Raw genomic sequence first — 18,525 nt, forward strand, 5'->3', positions numbered from 1 at the left:
GTAATACCTGGAGAATGAAAGCAATGTCTGGGAACGATCGCGAACCTATTGGGCGCAAAGGAAAACAACCCAAGCCGCCGCGTAACGCTACGCGCCGGGGTCGCCGCAGGGATGAAGACGATTTTGATAATGATGATTTTACCGATGAGGTTGAGGAGAAAACGCCTGTGCCGCGTAAAAGTAAAGGACAACGTCCGCCGCGTGGGAAGCGTCGCTGGTTAGGCTGGCTGATTAAGCTGTTCCTCGTATTTGTGGTGATCATGGCGGCCTGGGGGATCTATCTCGACTCTGAGATCCGTGCCCGAATTGACGGCAAAGTGTGGCAGCTGCCCGCTACCGTGTATGGCCGCATGGTCAGCCTGGAACCGGGCATGTCCTACAACAAAAAAGAGATGATCGCGCTGCTGGAAGGCACGCAGTACCGCGAGGTGTCGCGCATTACGCGTCCCGGCGAATTCTCGGTGAAGGGCAACACCATCGATCTGCTGCGCCGTCCGTTTGATTTCCCGGACAGCAAAGAGGGTCAGGTGCATGCGCAGATGGTGTTCGACGGTGACGAGCTGAGCGAAATTAAAAATGTCGATTCCGGCCGCGATTTTGGCTTCTTCCGCCTCGATCCGCGCCTGATCACCATGCTGCAGTCGCCAAACGGCGAGCAGCGCCTGTTTGTGCCGCGCACCGGTTTCCCCGATCTGCTGGTTGATACGCTGATCGCTACTGAAGATCGCCACTTCTATCAGCATGACGGCATTAGCCCTTATTCCATTGGCCGCGCCTTCCTTGCCAACATCACCGCCGGCAAAGCGGTGCAGGGCGGCAGTACGCTGACGCAGCAGCTGGTGAAAAACCTGTTCCTGACCAACGAGCGTTCGCTGTGGCGTAAAGCGCGTGAAGCCTATATGGCTGTCATCATGGACGCGCGCTACAGCAAGGACCGTATCCTGGAGCTTTACCTGAACGAGGTCTATCTCGGTCAGGCGGGCAACGATCAGATCCGCGGCTTTCCGCTGGCGAGCCTCTACTACTTTGGCCGTCCGGTTGACGAGCTGAGCCTTGATCAGCAGGCGATGCTGGTGGGCATGGTAAAAGGCGCCTCGCTTTACAATCCGTGGCGCAATCCCAAGCTGGCACTGGAGCGACGCAACCTGGTGCTGCGCCTGCTGCAGCAGCAGAAGGTCATTGATCAGGAGCTGTATGACATGCTCTCGGCGCGTCCGCTCGGCGTCCAGCCGAAAGGGGGCGTGATTACGCCGCAGCCTGCCTTTATGCAGATGGTACGCAGCGAACTCCAGGCGAAGCTGGGCGACAAGGTCAAAGATCTCTCCGGCGTGAAGATCTTTACCACGCTCGATCCGGTCTCGCAGGACGCGGCAGAAAAAGCGGTTATTGATGGCATTCCGACGCTGAAAAAACAGCGCGGCCTGAAAGATCTGGAAACCGCGATGGTGGTAGTGGATCGCTTCAGCGGCGAAGTGCGCGCAATGGTCGGCGGTGCCGATCCACAGTTCGCGGGCTACAACCGCGCACTTCAGGCACGGCGCTCCATCGGCTCGCTGGCAAAACCGGCTACCTATCTGACCGCACTCAGCCAGCCGAATACCTACCGTCTGAACAGCTGGATCGCCGATGAGCCGATTGCGCTGAAACAGCCGAATGGCAGCGTCTGGAAGCCGATGAACGACGATCGTCGCTTCAGCGGCAAGGTGATGCTGGTGGATGCGCTGACTCACTCTATGAACGTGCCGACGGTTAACCTCGGCATGACGCTGGGGCTGGATGCGGTCGTAGAGACCTGGACGAAGCTGGGCGTGCCTAAAGATCAGCTTAATCCTGTACCGTCAATGCTGCTTGGCGCACTTAACCTGACGCCAGTTGAAGTGGCGCAGGCGTTCCAGTCGATTGCCAGCGGCGGTAACCGCGCATCGCTGTCGGCGGTACGTTCGGTGATTGCGGAAGACGGTACCGTGCTCTATCAGAGTTTCCCGCAGGCGCAGCGTGTGGAACCGGCGCAGGCCGCGTATCTGACGCTCTACACCATGCAGCGTGTGGCCGAGCAGGGCACGGCGCGAGCGCTGGGCGCGCGCTATCCGAAAGCGCATCTGGCAGGCAAAACCGGTACGACTAACGATCTGGTCGACAGCTGGTTTGCAGGCGTAGATGGCAAAGAGGTTGCGATCACCTGGGTTGGCCGTGACAACAACCAGCCGAGCAAGCTCTACGGTGCCAGCGGCGCGATGCAGATCTATCGTCGCTATCTGGACAACCAGGCACCGATGCCGCTGGTGCTGACGCCGCCGGAAAACGTCTCGATGATGAATGTCGACTCGGCAGGCAATTTTGTTTGCGGCACCGGCAGCAGCACCTGGCGTTCGCTGCCGGTCTGGGCGCTCGATCCGGATGCGCTCTGCCAGCAACAGCAGCAGCTGTTCCAGCAGCAGGAGCAGCAGCAGTTGCAGGAGCAGCAGAATCAGCAACAAAACCAGCAGCAGATGCAGCAGTCGCCGCAGCAGGAGCAAAAGGAGAGTGACGGCGTCGCGGGCTGGATTAAAGATATGTTCGGTGGCAACTAAGCCACCGGTTAAAAAGGGCGCTAAGGCGCCCTTTTTTTGTGCGCGATCAATACTGCGCGAATGCCCGCCAGACGGCGCTGTGCGCGGGATTATCCCTTGCAGAAAACAAAGAGTTTCGCCTAAAATCCATTCGGCATAATAATCATTCTCGTTTTCATTCGCCTGCCTACATATTTTATTCAAGAGATACTCACTATGAATGCGCGAACGACTTTTCCTTGTTTTCTGCGCGGCGCTTTTTCCCGCCGCCCGCTGGCGCTGAGCATAGCGGTCATTTTGGGGTCGGTGAGCGCCGCCGCGCTGGCTGATGAAACGCTGATTGTCTCTGCGGATGCCGGTTCAGCCGCGCCGCAGGAAAGCGCCTGGGGGCCGGCACCGACCATTGCGGCGAAACAGAGCGCCACCGGCACAAAGACCGATACCCCACTTGAGAAAACCCCGCAGTCCGTATCGGTGGTGACGCGCGAGGAGATGGAGACGCGTCAGGTGACCTCGGTAAAAGAGGCGTTTAATTACACCCCAGGCGTGCTCACCGGCAACCGCGGCAGCTCGCAGGTGATCGATGCGCTTTCTATCCGCGGCTTCAGCGAAACCAACACCAATCAGTATCTTGACGGCCTGAAGCTTCAGGGTGACAACTACTCTGAATTTGCTATCGATCCCTATTTCCTTGAGCGTGCCGAACTGTTGCGCGGCCCGGTTTCGGTGCTCTATGGCAAAAGCAATCCCGGCGGCGTGGTGTCGCTGGTAAGTAAGCGTCCCACGCAGGAGACCCTGCGCGAAGTGCAGTTCCAGATGGGCAGCGATAATCTGTTTGCCACCGGCTTCGACTTTAGCGGTGCGACAGATGAGAGCGGCATTTACAGCTACCGTCTGACCGGGCTTGCCAGCAGCGCCGACGCGCAGCAGGCGAGAAACAAAGAGAAGCGCTACACCATTGCCCCCGCCTTTAGCTGGCGTCCGGATGAAAATACCCGCTTCGACCTGCTGACCTATTTCCAGAACGAGCCGCAGACCGGCTATTACGGCTGGCTGCCGCGTCAGGGCACTCAGGTGCCGATCGCACGCGCCGATGGCAGCGAATACAAGCTGCCGACCGACTTTGACGAAGGTGAGGCGAGCAACAAAATTTCGCGCAACACCAAAATGATCGGCTACAGCGTTGAGCACCGTTTCAATGACACCTGGACAGTGCGCCAGAATCTGCGCTACGCCGATCTGCGCACCCACTATCGCAGCATCTACGGCAATGGCTTCGACGCGACCACCCGGTCAATCACGCGCGGCTCAGCGGTGTCGGATGAGCGGCTAAATCAGTTTGCGCTGGATACCCAGGCGCAGGCTACGTTTGCTACCGGCGAGGTGGACCATACGCTGCTGCTGGGCGTGGACTTTCAGCGCACGCGTAACGATATCGATGCACAGTTTGGTACGGCCAGCAGCCTGAGCGCCGTCGCGCCGCAGTATGGCGATGAAAGCGTTACGCCATTCGATCCCTATCAGCATCTCAATAAACAGCGTCAGACAGGGCTCTATGCCCAGGATCAGATGGAGTGGAACCGCTGGGTACTGACGCTGGGCGGCCGCTACGACTATGCCATGACCTCTGTCTATGACCGCTACAACGGTACGCTGAACCGCCAGAACGATCAGGCCTTCACCTGGCGCGGTGGGCTAAACTACGTGTTTGATAACGGCGTCGCACCCTATTTCAGCTACAGCGAAGCCTTTATTCCCAACTCAGGGTCAACATATGAGGGCCAGGCCTTCGACCCGTCGCGTGCCAGACAGTACGAAGCGGGCGTGAAGTATGTGCCGAAAGATCGCCCGGTCACCCTGACCGCCGCGCTTTATCAACTGACCAAAACCAAAAATCTGACCGCCGATCCGGATACGAAAAACCATCCGAATGCCAGCGTGCAGAGCGGTGAAATCCGCTCGCGCGGCGTAGAGCTGGAGGCCAAAGCTGCGGTCAATGCCAACGTTAACCTGACGGCCTCCTATACCTACACGGATGCGGAGTACACCCACGACACGCTGCTGGAAAATCGCACGCCGGTTCAGGTGCCGAAGCATATGGCGTCGCTGTGGGCCGATTATACCTTCCATGAAACGGCGCTCTCCGGCGTTACGGTGGGGGCGGGTGTGCGCTACGTCGGTGAAAGCAAGGGGCTGTACAGCAGCGGCACGCAAAACAACCAGAATTTTGACGTGGCCGGTTATACCACGGTGGATGCGATGCTGAAGTATGACCTTGGTAGTGTGGGTCTGCCTGGCTCATCAGTCGGGATTAACGTGAAAAACCTGCTTAACCGTGAATATGTCGCCAGCTGTTACCGTGACTACGCCTGCTACTGGGGCGCAGATCGCCAGATTATTGGCACCGCAACCTTCCGTTTTTGATTCATCCGGGCACTGCGGTGCCCGTTTAACCTGGGATGACCATGCAGCCTCCGCATCACGCAGCCACTTTTACGCTGGATAATGTCAGCTTTCATGTGCCCGGCCGCACGCTACTGCATCCGCTTTCGCTTACCTTTGCGCCGGGGAAAGTCACCGCGCTTATTGGCCATAACGGCTCTGGTAAATCCACGCTGTTAAAAATGCTGGGTCGCCATCACTCCGCCAGCGAAGGGCGCGTGCTGCTCAACACCCGGCCGGTAACAGAGTGGAACAGCAAAGCGTTCGCGCGCGAAGTGGCCTATCTGCCGCAGCAGCTGCCCGCCGCCGAAGGCATGACGGTGCGCGAACTGGTGGCGATCGGCCGCTATCCCTGGCACGGCGCACTGGGCCGTTTTGGTCAGGAAGATCGCATACGGGTCGAAGAGGCGATCGCGCAGGTTGGGCTGAAGCCGCTGGCTGGGCGACTGGTAGACAGTCTCTCTGGCGGCGAGCGCCAGCGTGCCTGGCTGGCCATGATGGTGGCACAGAACAGCCGCTGCCTGCTGCTGGATGAGCCAACCTCGGCGCTGGATATTGCGCATCAGGTTGAGGTGCTGGCGCTGATTCAGCGTCTGAGCCGCGAGCGCGACCTGACGGTGATCGCGGTGCTGCACGACATCAATATGGCGGCGCGCTACTGCGATCGTCTGGTGGCGCTGCGCGGCGGGGAGAACATCGCGGAAGGCGCGCCGGAGGCCATTATGCAGGCCAGCGTGCTGGAGGCGATTTACGGTATTCCTATGGGCATTCTGCCGCACCCTCAGGGCGGCGCACCGGTTAGCTTTGTCTGCTGAGGACGATAAGATGGAAATGACCCGTCGTCGCCTGCTGGCGGCACTGGCGCTGTCACCTCTGCTGGACGTTCTGCCGCTGCACGCCGCTCCACGGCAGCAGCGCCGCATTATTGCGTTAGAGTGGCTGCCAGCTGAACTGCTGCTGGCGCTCGATATCGCGCCGCTGGCCGTTGCTGATACGCGCAACTACAACATCTGGGTGGGCGAACCGCCGCTGCCGCCGCACACCATTGACGTTGGGCTGCGCACTGAGCCTAATCTTGAGTTGATGACACAGCTACAGCCGTCGCTGATCCTGTGCTCCAACGGCTACGGTCCTCCGCCAGAAAAACTCCAGCGCATTGCGCCGATTATGGGTTTCGACCTCAACCGGGGCGACGGCAAGCCGCTCTCTGCCGCACGTGAATCGCTGCGCGCGCTGGCCACGCGTACTGGCCGCGAGGCAGAGGCAGAGGCGCATCTACAGATGCTGGATCGCGAGCTGGCGGCTGCCCGACAGCGTCTTGCGCCTTACGCGCAGCGTCCCATTCTGCTGATGTCGCTGATGGACAGTCGTCACGCCATCGTCTTTGGCAAAAGCAGCCTGTTTCTGGAGGTGATGACGGCTCTTGGCCTGACTAACGCATGGCAGGGAGAAACCAACTTTTGGGGCAGCGCGGTGATCGGGATTGAACGGCTGGCGCATCTGCGCGATGTCGACGCCATCTGCTTTGAGCACAATAACGATGCAGATATGGCGCAGCTTAGCCGCAGTCCGCTGTGGCAGGCATTGCCCTTTGTTCGTGCCGGACGCTTTCAGCGCGTACCGGCGGTGTGGTACTACGGCGCGACCCTGTCGGCGCTGCATTTTGTTCGCGTGCTGGAACGCGCGCTGGAGACGCGCTGATGCGCCATCGCTATTTTCCTGCTGTGCTGCCCGGCCTGCTGTTTATCCTGGCGCTGCTGCTGACGGTAATCAATCTGCGCGCTGCGCTGCCGTCAATGCAGTGGTGGCAGGCGCTGTGGGCGCCAGACGTTAATCATATCGATCAGATGCTGTTCCACTATAGCCTGCTGCCGCGGCTTGGGCTGGCGCTGCTGGTCGGCGCCGGCCTCGGGCTGGCCGGACTGCTGTTTCAGCAGGCGCTGCGTAATCCACTGGCAGAGCCGACCACGCTGGGCGTCTCATCCGGTGCGCAGCTTGGTATCACCGTTGCGACGCTGTGGCAGCTGCCGGGTGGCGTGGCAACCACGCAGCTGGCAGCGCTTACCGGTGCGCTGGCGGTGGGGGCCATCGTGTTCGGCGTCGCCTGGGGCAAACGGCTGTCGCCGGTCACGCTGATTCTTTCCGGGCTGGTGCTGAGCCTCTACAGCGGAGCGGTAAACCAGATTTTCGCCATCTTTAATCACGACCAGCTACAAAACATGTTTTTGTGGAGTACTGGCACGCTGAACCAGATGGGCTGGGAAAACGTCAGCCTGCTGTGGCCGCGTCTGCTGCTTGCCTTGGTGCTGGCACTGGCGCTGCTGCGTCCGCTGACCCTGATGGGGCTGGATGATGGCGTAGCAAAAAACCTTGGCCTGTCGCTGGCGCTGGCGCGTGTTGGTACGCTGGCGCTGGCGATCCTGCTCAGCGCGCAGCTGGTGAGCGTAGCGGGCATTATCGGTTTTATTGGCCTGTTTGCGCCGCTGCTGGCGAAACTGCTGGGTGCGCGTCGACTGCTTAGCCGTATGCTGCTGGCCCCCCTCATTGGTGCGCTCCTGCTGTGGCTCGCCGATGCCTGCGTGCTGTGGCTGAGCACACACTGGCGCGACGTCTCTACCGGCACGGTGACGGCGCTGACCGGCGTACCGCTGCTGCTCTGGCTTCTGCCCCGCCTGCGCACCGGTTCGGTGCCGCCCGCGCTTGATACAGGTGACCAGGTGCCCGTCGAACGGCACAGGCCGGGGCGCTGGGCGCTGCTCGGCTTGCTGCTGCTGGCGCTGCTGGCATGGGGAGCGCTGGCATTTGGCCGGGATGCGGACAGCTGGCGCTGGGCGAGCGGTGAAATGTTGCATCAGCTAATGCCGTGGCGCGCACCGCGTCTGCTGGCCGCGCTGGCAGTCGGGCTGATGCTTGGCATCGCCGGTAGCGTAATACAGCGTCTGACCGGCAATCCTGTGGCCAGCCCGGAGGTGCTCGGCATCAGTTCTGGCGCGGCATGTGGTGTGGTGGTGATGCTGTTTTTTGTGCCGGGCGACGCGCTGGCTTATCTGCTGCCCGCAGGTGCGCTGGGTGCGGCAGGTACGCTGCTGATTATTTTACGGGTGTCGAGTCGCGGCGGCTTTTCGCCGGAGCGAATGCTGCTGGCGGGTATGGCGCTGAACAGCGCTTTTGTCACGTTGCTGATGCTGCTGCTGGCCAGCGGCGATCCGCGTATGGGGAGCCTGCTGAGCTGGATTTCCGGTTCAACTTACAATATCAGTGAAAAAGCTGCGATGCAGAGCGCCATTGTTGCGCTGCTGCTGACGGCGCTGGCTCCGCTCGCCAGCCGCTGGCTGACGCTGCTGCCACTGGGTGCCGCCACGGCGCGCTCGGCGGGGATGGCACTGAACGCCTCGCGCCTGGCGCTGCTGCTGCTGGCCGCCGCGCTGACTGCTGCCGCCACGCTAACGATTGGGCCGCTGAGCTTTATCGGCCTGATGGCGCCGCATATTGCGCGCATGCTGGGGTTTCGCCGCGCACTGCCACAGCTGGCGATGGCGGGACTGGCAGGCGCTGGTCTGATGTTGCTGGCGGACTGGTGCGGACGCATGCTGGCGTTTCCCGATCAGATCCCGGCCGGGCTGATGGCGACCTTCCTCGGTGCACCTTATTTTATCTGGCTGCTAAGACGTTCGCGGTAAAAAAAGACCGGCAGAGTGCCGGTCTGACGTTGTCGCTCAGGTACTGACGTCGGTGACAGGTTTAGCTGTCAGCGTAAACCGCGCGCTGACAGTTTTGCAAAGCAGCGGCGTGCAGCGTCGATGGTGCGTTCAATGTCTTCAGCGCTGTGCGCCAGCGACATGAAACCCGCTTCAAAGGCGGAAGGAGCCAGGTAAACGCCTTCTTCCAGCATCAGATGGAAGAAGTGCTTAAAGCGCACAACGTCGCACCGGGTGACGTCTGCATAGCAGGTCACGCTGTCGGCGTCCGTGAAAAAGATACCGAACATGCCGCCTACATGGTTAATCACCAGCGGGATATTCTCCGCTTCTGCTGCCGCCAGCAGCCCCTGCGCCAGCTGCGTGGTGCGCTCGGTCAGTGTCTGGTGGGTGCCAGGCTGGGCAATCTGCGACAGGCAGGCGAAACCGGCTGCCATGGCGATCGGGTTACCGGAGAGGGTTCCCGCCTGATAAACCGGCCCGGTTGGTGCCAGCGCGTCCATGACTTCTCGGCGTCCGCCAAAGGCACCGACCGGCATCCCGCCGCCGATAATCTTGCCCAGGCAGGTCAGGTCTGGCTTCACGTTGTAGTACGCCTGCGCGCCGCCCAGCGCCACGCGGAAGCCTGTCATCACTTCGTCAATGATCAGCAGGGCTCCAAACTCGTCACACAGCGCGCGCAGCCCCGGCAGGAAGTCCGGCTGCGGAGGGATGCAGTTCATGTTGCCTGCCACGGGTTCAACAATAATGCAGGCGATCGCGTCTGGATATTGCTCAAACGCGGTGCGCACGGAATCGAGATCGTTATAGGTGCAGGTCAGGGTGTGGCGGGCAAAATCGGCCGGTACGCCAGGCGAGTTTGGCTGGCCCAGCGTCAGCGCGCCAGACCCCGCTTTCACCAGCAGGCAGTCAGCGTGGCCGTGATAGCAGCCTTCAAACTTGATAATTTTGTCGCGACCGGTAAAGCCGCGCGCCAGACGAATAGCGCTCATGGTCGCTTCGGTACCGGAGTTCACCATACGCACCATATCCATGCTCGGCACCAGCTCGCAAACCAGCTGGGCCATTTTCACTTCCATTTCGGTGGGCGCGCCAAAGCTCAGGCCGCGCGCGGCCGCTTCAATAACCGCGTTGCGGATGTCGGCGTTGTTGTGACCCAGCACCATCGGTCCCCATGAACCGACATAGTCGATGTAGGCTTTGCCGTCGGCATCAAAGAGGTACGCGCCGTCTGCGCGCTCGATGAACAGCGGCGTGCCGCCTACGCCGGTAAACGCACGCACCGGCGAGTTAACGCCGCCGGGGATCAGGCGTTGCGCTTCGGCAAACAGGTTTTCGGACTTACTCATTTATTCGGCTCCAGCGGTTCATAAAAAATCTCGCGCCATTCTACGGGAAGATAACGGCAGGACGAAAGGCCAGAAACGGCGCACTATACTTACCTTAGCTGAAGGCTGGCGGCACGCAGTGCGAAGGGCAAAACTTGATTGCGCTATCGCACTGGCAGATAATACAGCGATTGAGGTCGTTTTCTGACCTGGGCGTTTACCGGAGTATAAGATGAGTGATGATGTTGCAGCACTGCCGTTACAGTTTACCGATGCGGCGGCCAGCAAGGTAAAAAACCTGATTGCTGACGAAGAAAATCCCGATCTGAAACTGCGCGTCTATATCACCGGTGGTGGTTGCAGCGGCTTCCAGTATGGCTTTACTTTCGACGACAAAATGAATGACGGCGATATGACCATTGAGAAACAGGGCGTGGCGCTGGTTGTCGACCCGATGAGCCTGCAATATCTGGTCGGGGGATCGGTGGATTACACCGAAGGACTGGAGGGGTCACGTTTTATCGTCACGAACCCAAATGCCAAAACCACCTGCGGCTGTGGTTCCTCTTTCAGCATCTGAATAAAAAAGGCCGTCCTGCGACGGCCTTCGTTTTACCACTCTATCGTTACCAGCTTCGCCGTTTCCCTGCGTATCCCATCCTTTTTTAACACGCTTTCTGTTACGCGCGGCTGCGCGCTAACGCGGCGGCCGCAATCTATCTGCGGCAGTGCCTGCTGCGACGGGCTGTTAATTTCACAGCGCGAATAGAGGGTGAGCTGAACGCCAATCGTCCCCGTGGTCGAGGCGGCCGTCAGAGGTGCGACGGTCACGAGAGCGAAGGCCAGCAGCAAAGCTCTGGTCATGTTTAATTCCTGGTGTAGTCAAAATGCGCGGGGCGCATAAAAGGACGCTGAGCTTACGTGGCATCGGCGTCTTGTTTATTGATTAACGGCAAATTCAGCTGGATCTTTAATCGTTTGTTGCTGATTTATTGCGCCGGGTGCAGTGCGGCACAGAGCTGCTCTGCTGCCAGCAGCATACGAGGTCCGGGACGGCTAAGCCAGTCGTCGTTAATGGCAATCACCGGCACCTTTAGCTGGGGTTGCCAGAAGCGCATGACGTTCTGAGCCTGCGTTGTGCTGCCGCCGATAATGATAGCCTGAGGGTGGCGCATCAATACCTGCTCCCGACTCACCTGCGGCCAGCTGACCCGGCTGTCGGAAAAAATATTCCTGCCTGCACAGAGCCTGATGATATCGTTTTGTAAAGTTGCGTGCGCGGCGGTAAACAGCGGTTGCTGACCAAACTGCAGGAAAACGGGTATGGCTGGCAGCGCGGCGTAGCGCAGGCGAAGCGCCTGTTCCTGCTGCTTCAGCCGCTGCGCGGCCTTGAGCGCCTGCTGCGGCTGTGGGCTCCAGCGCTGTAACGAGGCGACGGCGTCGGCCATCTCATCCAGTGAGGCGGGATCGATCCACGCAACCTGTACGCCAAGCTGTTGCAGTTGATCAATCTGGCGCTGCGGGTTGCCGCCGCGCCATGCCAGCACCACATCGGGTTTTAACGCCAGAATGCGCTCAACGTTTATCCCTTGCCAGTTGGCAACCTGCTCCAGCGCCGCAGCCGCGGGCGGATAGTCGGACCAGGCGCTGACGGCCACGGGAGTAATGCCTGCGGCAAACGCCATTTCAGTCAGGTGAGGCGCGAGGGTAATCACCCGCGGGGCGGCGGCAAACAGGCTGCTGCAACAGAGCAGCAGCCCGATCAACCAGAACGGTTTAGTCACGCGCCAGACGTGCCAGCAGCTTCTCTACCAGCAGGGACGACTGCTGCGCTGCCACGGTCAGGAACTCTTCAAAGCTCAGGTGTGAGGCTTTATCCGCGACGTCAGAAATGGCGCGCACCACAACAAAGGGCACGTTGAACTGATGGCAGACGTGGCCGATTGCGGTCGCTTCCATCTCAACGGCAATTGCCTGAGGAAAGGTGGAGCGAATACGCGCCAGCGGCTCTGCGCCGTTAATAAAGGCGTCGCCGCTGACCACCAGACCACGCACGGCGTTCAGGTTCAGCTCACTGATGCAGGCTTCTGCCGCCGCAATCAGCTTTGCATCAGCGCTAAAGGCTGCCGGACAGCCCGCCATCTGCCCTGGCTCATAGCCAAAAGCCGTTACGTCAGCGTCGTGATAGCGTACTTCGTCAGAAACCACGATATCGCCCACGGAGAGCGTTGCGGCCAGGCCGCCCGCTGAACCGGTATTGATCACCAGATCGGGCTTGCACAGCTCAAGCAGCAGCGTGGTACCCAGCGCCGCGGACGTTTTACCGATACCCGATTTCAGCAGGGCAACCTCAACGCCGTTGAGCGTGCCGGTGTAAATTTCGCATCCGGCCAGCGTCAGGGTTTGACGGTTTTCGATTTTGTCACGCAGCAGCGTAACTTCCTGCTCCATCGCGCCAATAATGCCTGCTTTCATAAAAGAGTCTCACTAATATGGTGGAAGTGGTCGTAAAAAGTGAGGCATAGTCTAGCATGGCTGGCAGGGGATTGATTCATGAAGTAATAAGGGGTAACGATGGCGACGGTCAATTTCAGGAAGAAGATAAGTTTTACCCGCCCTTATAACACGCGCAAAGAGCCGGAAGGGGAATACTATATTACCCGCCATTTTGAGAGCGATCGCGGCCGTATTATTAATTCGGCGGCAATCCGACGGCTGCAGCAAAAAACCCAGGTCTTTCCGCTGGAGCGCAATGCAGCGGTGCGCTCGCGCCTGACGCACTCGCTGGAAGTGCAGCAGACGGGGCGCTATATCGCCAAGGAGATCCTGCAAACCCTGAAAAATCAGGGAGGACTGGCCCAGTATGGCCTCGACGAGATGGAGGGCGCGTTTGAAAGCCTGATCGAAATGGCCTGCCTGCTGCACGACGTGGGCAATCCGCCTTTCGGTCATTTTGGCGAGGCCGCGATTAATGACTGGTTTCGAGAGTATCTGCCGCTCGAGCTGGTTGATCCGCTGGTGGCTGGCGTTGAAGGCGATGAACAGCGCACAGATTTTGACCGCCTGAACGCCATGATCCGCCAGGACCTGTGCCATTTTGAAGGCAACGCGCAGGCAATCCGCATGGTACATACGCTGTTGCAGCTGAACCTCAGCTACTCTCAGGTTGCCTGCATCCTGAAGTATACCGCGCCAGCATGGTGGCAGGGCGAAAAGCCCGAGCAGTTTAGCACGCTGATGAAAAAACCCGGTTTTTACCTCTCTGAACAGGAGTATATTGCGGCGCTGCGTGAGGCGACCAATATGGCCGAGCATCATCGCTTTCCATTGACCTATATTATGGAGGCCGCAGACGATATCTCCTATTGTATTGCCGACCTTGATGATGCCGTCGAAAAAGATATATTTAACATTGATTCTCTGTATGACTATTTGTGTAAAAACTGGGGGCCAGTTAAAAACAATGATGCCTTTAGTCGAACCGTTGGCGAAGCATGGCGAGAAGCCTGTAACAAAAAACGTCGCAGCCGAAGCGATCAGTTCTTTATGTCATTGCGGGTGAATGTTCAGAGCGTGCTGGTAAGCCATGCAGTAAAGCGTTTTGTCGACAATTTGCCCGCTATTTTCAATGGCGACTTTAACCATGCGCTATTAGAAGATGATGGTGAAGAGGGGCGTTTATTGCAGATGTTTAAGACGGTAGCGCGGCGACACGTATTTAATCATGCAGAAGTAGAACAGCTGGAATTACAGGGTTATCGGGTGATTAGAGGATTGTTAGAAATCTATCAGTCCCTGATGGATCTGACTTATGAATCTTTTACACTGCTGATTAAAGACGATTTTCTGCGCCATCACCCAATTGAAACCCGCTTGTTTCATAAGCTTTCCGGCAAGCATCGCAAAGCCTATCAGCAAAAGATGCGGACATTAACAGTCGAGCACAAATATCAACGGCTGTTATGGGAACGTTATTATCGCTTTCGCCTGATACAGGACTATATTAGCGGAATGACCGATCTCTATGCGTGGGATGAGTATCGCCGGCTAATGGCCGTGGAATAAAGGAGGCTTTTGTAAAGAGCGTGCATAAATTTTTACTTTTACCTTAAACTTTTGCCGGAACTTCGCGCTAAAACATTAATCTGATAGCTGACCACAGCAAGGGTCTGACTTAATTTTTAGATGAGACAAACACAAATGAAAAAAAGCACCTTAATGTTAAGCGCGCTGGCGCTCAGTCTCGGCCTGGCGTTAAGCCCTGCCGCCGTTTTCGCCGCTGAAACTGCATCGTCTACCAGTCAGCAATTGCCGAGCCTGGCACCGATGCTGGAAAAAGTGATGCCCTCAGTGGTCAGTATCAGCGTAGAAGGCAGCACCACGGTAAAAACGCCGCGCCTGCCACAGCAGTTCCAGCAGTTCTTTGGCGACAATTCTCCTTTCTGCCAGGACGGTTCGCCTTTCCAGAGCTCGCCAATGTGTCAGCAGGGCGGGCCTGACGGCGGAAACGCCCAGAAAGAGACCTTCCGCGCGCTGGGATCGGGCGTGGTGATTAACGCTGAAAAAGGCTATGTCGTGACCAATAACCACGTTGTGGATAACGCGACTAAAATTCAGGTACAGCTCAGCGACGGTCGCCGCTACGACGGTAAGGTGATTGGTAAAGACCCGCGTTCCGATATTGCGCTGGTGCAGTTGATTGACGCCAAAAATCTGACGGCAATTAAAATTGCCGATTCTGATACGCTGCGTGTTGGTGACTATACCGTCGCTATCGGTAACCCATACGGCCTGGGTGAAACGGTGACATCCGGTATTGTCTCCGCCCTGGGCCGCAGCGGGCTGAATGTGGAAAACTACGAAAACTTTATCCAGACCGATGCGGCGATTAACCGTGGTAACTCTGGCGGTGCGCTGGTCAATCTTAATGGTGAGCTGATCGGTATCAACACCGCTATTCTTGCACCGGACGGCGGCAATATCGGTATCGGCTTCGCGATCCCAAGCAATATGGTGAAAAACCTCACCGGCCAGATGGTGGAGTTTGGCCAGGTGAAACGCGGTGAGCTGGGTATTCTTGGTACCGAGCTCAATTCCGAGCTGGCGAAAGCGATGAAGGTTGATGCGCAGCGCGGCGGCTTCGTCAGCCAGGTCTTGCCAAACTCTGCGGCCGCAAAAGCGGGTATCAAAGCAGGGGATGTCGTGGTTTCCATGAACGGTAAACCGCTGAGCAGCTTTGCTGCGCTGCGTGCTGAAGTTGGCTCACTGCCGGTAGGCACGAAGCTGCAGCTTGGCCTGCTGCGTGATGGCAAGCCGCTCACCGTCACCGTTGAACTGCTGCAAAGTTCACAGGACAAAGTGCAGTCAGCGACTATCTATACTGGTATTGAAGGCGCCGATCTCAGCAATGACAGCGGCAGCGATAAAGGTGTTCGCGTGGACAATGTGAAGCCGAACAGCGCCGCAGCGCGTATCGGCCTGAAAAAGGGCGATGTGATCCTGGGCGTTAACCAGCAGAGGGTCGCTAACCTGGGCGAGCTGCGCAAAATCCTCGACACCAAACCTGCTGTACTGGCGCTTAACGTTAAGCGCGGCGATAACACGCTCTACCTGTTGATGCAGTAAGGGACTTTATCCTGTCAGGCGGACTTCGGTCCGCCTTTTTCATTGCCTGTGTACAGAGTGTGACCGCTGCCGCAAAGCTGCAAATCGCACGCTGGCTCTGTGCAAATGCACAATGCCTGCTCTCCCTGCCATGCGTATGCTGTACCTTCCCCTCTCTGTCAGGATTAACAGATGGCAACTTATCATCTTGATGCGCGGCTGGCGCAGGACATCGTGGCGCGCACCATGAAGATTATTGACAGTAATGTCAACGTGATGGATGCGCGTGGTCGTATTATCGGCAGCGGCGACCGCGAGCGCATTGGCGAATTGCACGAAGGCGCGCTGCTGGTGCTGTCACAGGGACGCATAGTAGATATTGACGAGGCGGTGGCAAAGCATCTGCACGGGGTAAGGCCTGGCATTAACCTGCCGCTGCGGATAGACGGCAATATCGTTGGCGTTATTGGCCTCACTGGCGATCCGCTGGCGCTGCGACACTACGGTGAGCTGGTATGCATGACCGCTGAGATGATGCTGGAGCAGGCGAGGCTGCTGCATATGCTGGCGCAGGATAGCCGCTTGCGTGAGGAACTGGTACTGAACCTGATTCGCAGCGAAACCCTGACGCCACAGCTGACCGAATGGGCGCAGCGGCTGGGTATCGATCTTAACCAGCCGCGCGTGGTGGCCGTGGTAGAGGTCGACAGCGGGCAGCTGGGCGTGGACAGTGCGATGTCAGAACTGCAGCAGCTGCAAACCCTGCTGACAACGCCGGAGCGCGACAACCTGATTGCTATTGTGTCGCTGACGGAAATGGTGGTGCTGAAGCCTGCGCTTAATGCACACGGACGCTACGATCAGGACGATCACCGTAAACGGGTTGAACAGCTGTTGCAGCGCATGAAAGAGAGTGGTCAGGTGAGAATGCGCATCGCGCTTGGCAACTATTTTTCCGGGCCAGGGAGCATTGCCCGATCCTACCGTACCGCGCGCACCACCATGATGGTCGGCAAACAGCGGATGCCGGAACTGCGCAGCTATTTTTATCAGAATTTGGTTCTGCCTGTACTGCTCGACAGCCTGCGCGGCGGCTGGCAGGCCAATGAGCTGGCGCGCCCGCTGGCGAAGCTGAAAAGTATGGATAATAACGGGCTGCTGCGGCGCACCCTGATCGCCTGGTTTACCCATAACGTACAGCCAGGCGCTACGGCACGCGCACTCTTTATCCACCGTAACACGCTGGAATATCGGCTTAACCGAATATCAGAGCTGACCGGGCTTAACCTCAGCCAGTTTGACGATCGGCTGCTGCTCTATGTGGCGCTGCAGCTGGATGAGCAGAGCTGAAAGAGTAAAAAGGCCAGCAATAAGCTGGCCTTTTATCAATGAGCCTGAAGGCGGGTGCAGCCAACAGCCGGTGCGTTAGCGGTTGTTGCGTGTCAGCTTGTCCAGATCGCTTTCAATTTCAGCAATCTTATTGGTCACCACGCTTTCAAGATGACGCAGATCCGCCAGGATCTTGCGTTTCAGATCCACTTCCACCTGATCGCGCTGGCAAATTTGATCGAGCTCATCAATCACGTAGCGCAGGTTCGGGCTGATCTCCTGCACTTCTTTGTAGCCCTGATTGATGTTATCCGCTACGACCGTTTTACGCTGGCGCGGATATTTAAATTTAACGCTTTTGGCGAAAAATTCGCCTTTGTCTTTACGGAAGTAAATTTTCAGGATGTCGTTGTTAGCTTCCTGACGCAGGCTGTAGCGATCGATATCGTCCGGATTATTAATGCCTAAGCTTTTCAGATTGTCATACATAGCGATTTTCCACCAAAGAGTAAGAGGCGCGCATCTGTGTTCATGGCACAAAAATAACTGTAGACAAAAACGGGTGAACACTGCGCGACGGGAGATAACTGGCGCGGATTATGACCTGGGTAAAAAGTAAACGCACCTGTTAATTCGTCCTGCGAATCAGGTAACAGAGAGAAAGAGTGTAAAGAAAAGATGACGGGCCGGAAAGGCCCGTCGGGAAGGTTTAGTCGATGGTGCGCAGCAGTTCGTTGATGCCAACTTTGCTGCGCGTTTTTGCGTCAACTTTCTTCACGATCACCGCACAGTAGAGGCTGTAGCGACCATCTTTTGACGGCAGGTTGCCGGAAACCACCACAGAGCCCGCCGGTACACGACCGTAATGTACTTCGCCCGTTTCGCGGTCATAAATTTTGGTGCTCTGGCCAATATAAACGCCCATTGAAATCACCGCGCCTTCTTCAACGATGACGCCTTCAACGATTTCAGAGCGTGCGCCGATAAAGCAGTTGTCTTCGATGATAGTCGGATTCGCCTGCAGCGGCTCCAGTACGCCACCGATACCTACGCCACCAGAGAGATGCACGTTTTTACCAATCTGCGCGCAGGAGCCTACGGTCGCCCAGGTATCAACCATGCTGCCTTCGTCCACGTAAGCACCGATGTTAACGTAGGAGGGCATCAGTACGGTGTTGCGCGCGATATAAGCACCCTGGCGCACTGCCGCCGGCGGCACGACGCGGAAACCCGCTGCCTTAAAGCGTGCTTCATCCCAGCCAGCAAACTTCATCGGTACCTTGTCATAAAAACGGGTTTCAGCGCCGTCCATGACCTGGTTGTCATTGATGCGGAAGGAGAGCAGAACGGCTTTCTTCAGCCACTGATGCGTTACCCACTGACCGTCGATCTTTTCCGACACGCGCAGCGCACCGCTATCCAGCTGCGAGATAACCTCGTTGATCGCTTCACGGGTTACGGTGTCAACACTGGCCGGAGTAATGTCGGCGCGACGTTCGAAGGCCGCTTCAATAACGCTCTGTAACTGTTGCATAGTTTTTTCCTGATCTGTCTGGTGCGTCGGACCACGTCCCG

The 18,525-nt window shown here is 57.9% G+C and carries 15 protein-coding genes; 9 read left to right on the top strand and 6 right to left on the bottom strand.

Translation table 11 applies throughout. The features are described from left to right. Positions 1-23 precede the first annotated feature (23 nt). The 5 genes from mrcB to fhuB all read left to right on the top strand — a co-directional run bounded on the left by mrcB (position 24) and on the right by fhuB (position 8,671). Positions 24-2,570, top strand: a complete 2,547-nt coding sequence (gene mrcB / locus HP564_RS17540; protein WP_371245113.1) for a bifunctional glycosyl transferase/transpeptidase — start codon at positions 24-26, stop codon at positions 2,568-2,570. Positions 2,571-2,765: 195 nt separating this feature from the next. Then, positions 2,766-4,973: a ferrichrome porin FhuA gene (fhuA, locus tag HP564_RS17545; protein WP_371245114.1), complete on the top strand. Its 2,208-nt coding sequence runs from the start codon at positions 2,766-2,768 to the stop codon at positions 4,971-4,973. A gap of 41 nt (positions 4,974-5,014) precedes the next feature. Beyond that, positions 5,015-5,806: a Fe3+-hydroxamate ABC transporter ATP-binding protein FhuC gene (gene fhuC, locus HP564_RS17550; RefSeq protein ID WP_371245115.1), complete on the top strand. Its 792-nt coding sequence runs from the start codon at positions 5,015-5,017 to the stop codon at positions 5,804-5,806. Positions 5,807-5,816: 10 nt separating this feature from the next. Beyond that, the gene (fhuD, locus tag HP564_RS17555) at positions 5,817-6,692 is read left to right on the top strand and encodes a Fe(3+)-hydroxamate ABC transporter substrate-binding protein FhuD (protein ID WP_371245116.1); all 876 of its coding nucleotides are present in this window, start codon (positions 5,817-5,819) and stop codon (positions 6,690-6,692) included. Continuing rightward, positions 6,692-8,671, top strand: coding sequence for a Fe(3+)-hydroxamate ABC transporter permease FhuB (gene fhuB / locus HP564_RS17560; protein ID WP_371245117.1), 1,980 nt, complete (start codon positions 6,692-6,694; stop codon positions 8,669-8,671). The genes fhuD and fhuB overlap by 1 nt, the downstream gene beginning before the upstream one ends. Positions 8,672-8,739: 68 nt before the next feature. On the opposite strand, the gene hemL is transcribed toward fhuB, so the two are convergent. Beyond that, on the bottom strand, positions 8,740-10,038 hold the full coding sequence (gene hemL / locus HP564_RS17565) for a glutamate-1-semialdehyde 2,1-aminomutase (protein ID WP_371245118.1): 1,299 nt from the start codon (positions 10,036-10,038) through the stop codon (positions 8,740-8,742). 211 nt (positions 10,039-10,249) lie between these two features. On the opposite strand from hemL, the gene erpA reads away from it, so the two are divergent. Next, positions 10,250-10,597, top strand: coding sequence for an iron-sulfur cluster insertion protein ErpA (gene erpA, locus HP564_RS17570; protein ID WP_033749565.1), 348 nt, complete (start codon positions 10,250-10,252; stop codon positions 10,595-10,597). Between the two features lie 32 nt (positions 10,598-10,629). Here erpA and HP564_RS17575 read toward each other — a convergent pair whose 3' ends face one another. From HP564_RS17575 to mtnN, 3 genes are all read right to left on the bottom strand, one after another. Continuing rightward, positions 10,630-10,881 (bottom strand): hypothetical protein, encoded by a 252-nt coding sequence (locus HP564_RS17575; RefSeq protein WP_371245119.1) that lies wholly within the window; start codon positions 10,879-10,881, stop codon positions 10,630-10,632. A 125-nt stretch (positions 10,882-11,006) separates the two neighbouring features. Beyond that, a complete protein-coding gene (gene btuF / locus HP564_RS17580) occupies positions 11,007-11,801 on the bottom strand; it encodes a vitamin B12 ABC transporter substrate-binding protein BtuF (RefSeq protein ID WP_371245120.1) in 795 nt (264 codons plus the stop codon). Continuing rightward, a complete protein-coding gene (mtnN, locus tag HP564_RS17585; protein ID WP_371245121.1) occupies positions 11,794-12,492 on the bottom strand; it encodes a 5'-methylthioadenosine/S-adenosylhomocysteine nucleosidase in 699 nt (232 codons plus the stop codon). The genes btuF and mtnN overlap by 8 nt, the downstream gene beginning before the upstream one ends. Positions 12,493-12,591: 99 nt before the next feature. Here mtnN and dgt point away from each other — a divergent pair, with 99 nt between their 5' ends. The 3 genes from dgt to HP564_RS17600 all read left to right on the top strand — a co-directional run bounded on the left by dgt (position 12,592) and on the right by HP564_RS17600 (position 16,971). Then, a complete protein-coding gene (gene dgt / locus HP564_RS17590) occupies positions 12,592-14,082 on the top strand; it encodes a dGTPase (protein ID WP_371245122.1) in 1,491 nt (496 codons plus the stop codon). A 135-nt stretch (positions 14,083-14,217) separates the two neighbouring features. Next, positions 14,218-15,642: a serine endoprotease DegP gene (gene degP / locus HP564_RS17595; RefSeq protein WP_371245123.1), complete on the top strand. Its 1,425-nt coding sequence runs from the start codon at positions 14,218-14,220 to the stop codon at positions 15,640-15,642. Between the two features lie 171 nt (positions 15,643-15,813). Then, the gene (locus HP564_RS17600; protein WP_371245124.1) at positions 15,814-16,971 is read left to right on the top strand and encodes a CdaR family transcriptional regulator; all 1,158 of its coding nucleotides are present in this window, start codon (positions 15,814-15,816) and stop codon (positions 16,969-16,971) included. 75 nt (positions 16,972-17,046) lie between these two features. On the opposite strand, the gene HP564_RS17605 is transcribed toward HP564_RS17600, so the two are convergent. Together HP564_RS17605 and dapD are read right to left on the bottom strand one after the other, a co-directional pair. Continuing rightward, positions 17,047-17,439: a DUF3461 family protein gene (locus HP564_RS17605; protein WP_371245125.1), complete on the bottom strand. Its 393-nt coding sequence runs from the start codon at positions 17,437-17,439 to the stop codon at positions 17,047-17,049. A gap of 220 nt (positions 17,440-17,659) precedes the next feature. Next, a complete protein-coding gene (dapD, locus tag HP564_RS17610; RefSeq protein WP_371245126.1) occupies positions 17,660-18,484 on the bottom strand; it encodes a 2,3,4,5-tetrahydropyridine-2,6-dicarboxylate N-succinyltransferase in 825 nt (274 codons plus the stop codon). Between the last annotated feature and the right edge of the window lie 41 nt (positions 18,485-18,525).

The organism is Pantoea sp. KPR_PJ, assembly GCF_041386365.1.
In the GTDB taxonomy this organism is placed as follows: domain Bacteria; phylum Pseudomonadota; class Gammaproteobacteria; order Enterobacterales; family Enterobacteriaceae; genus Pantoea.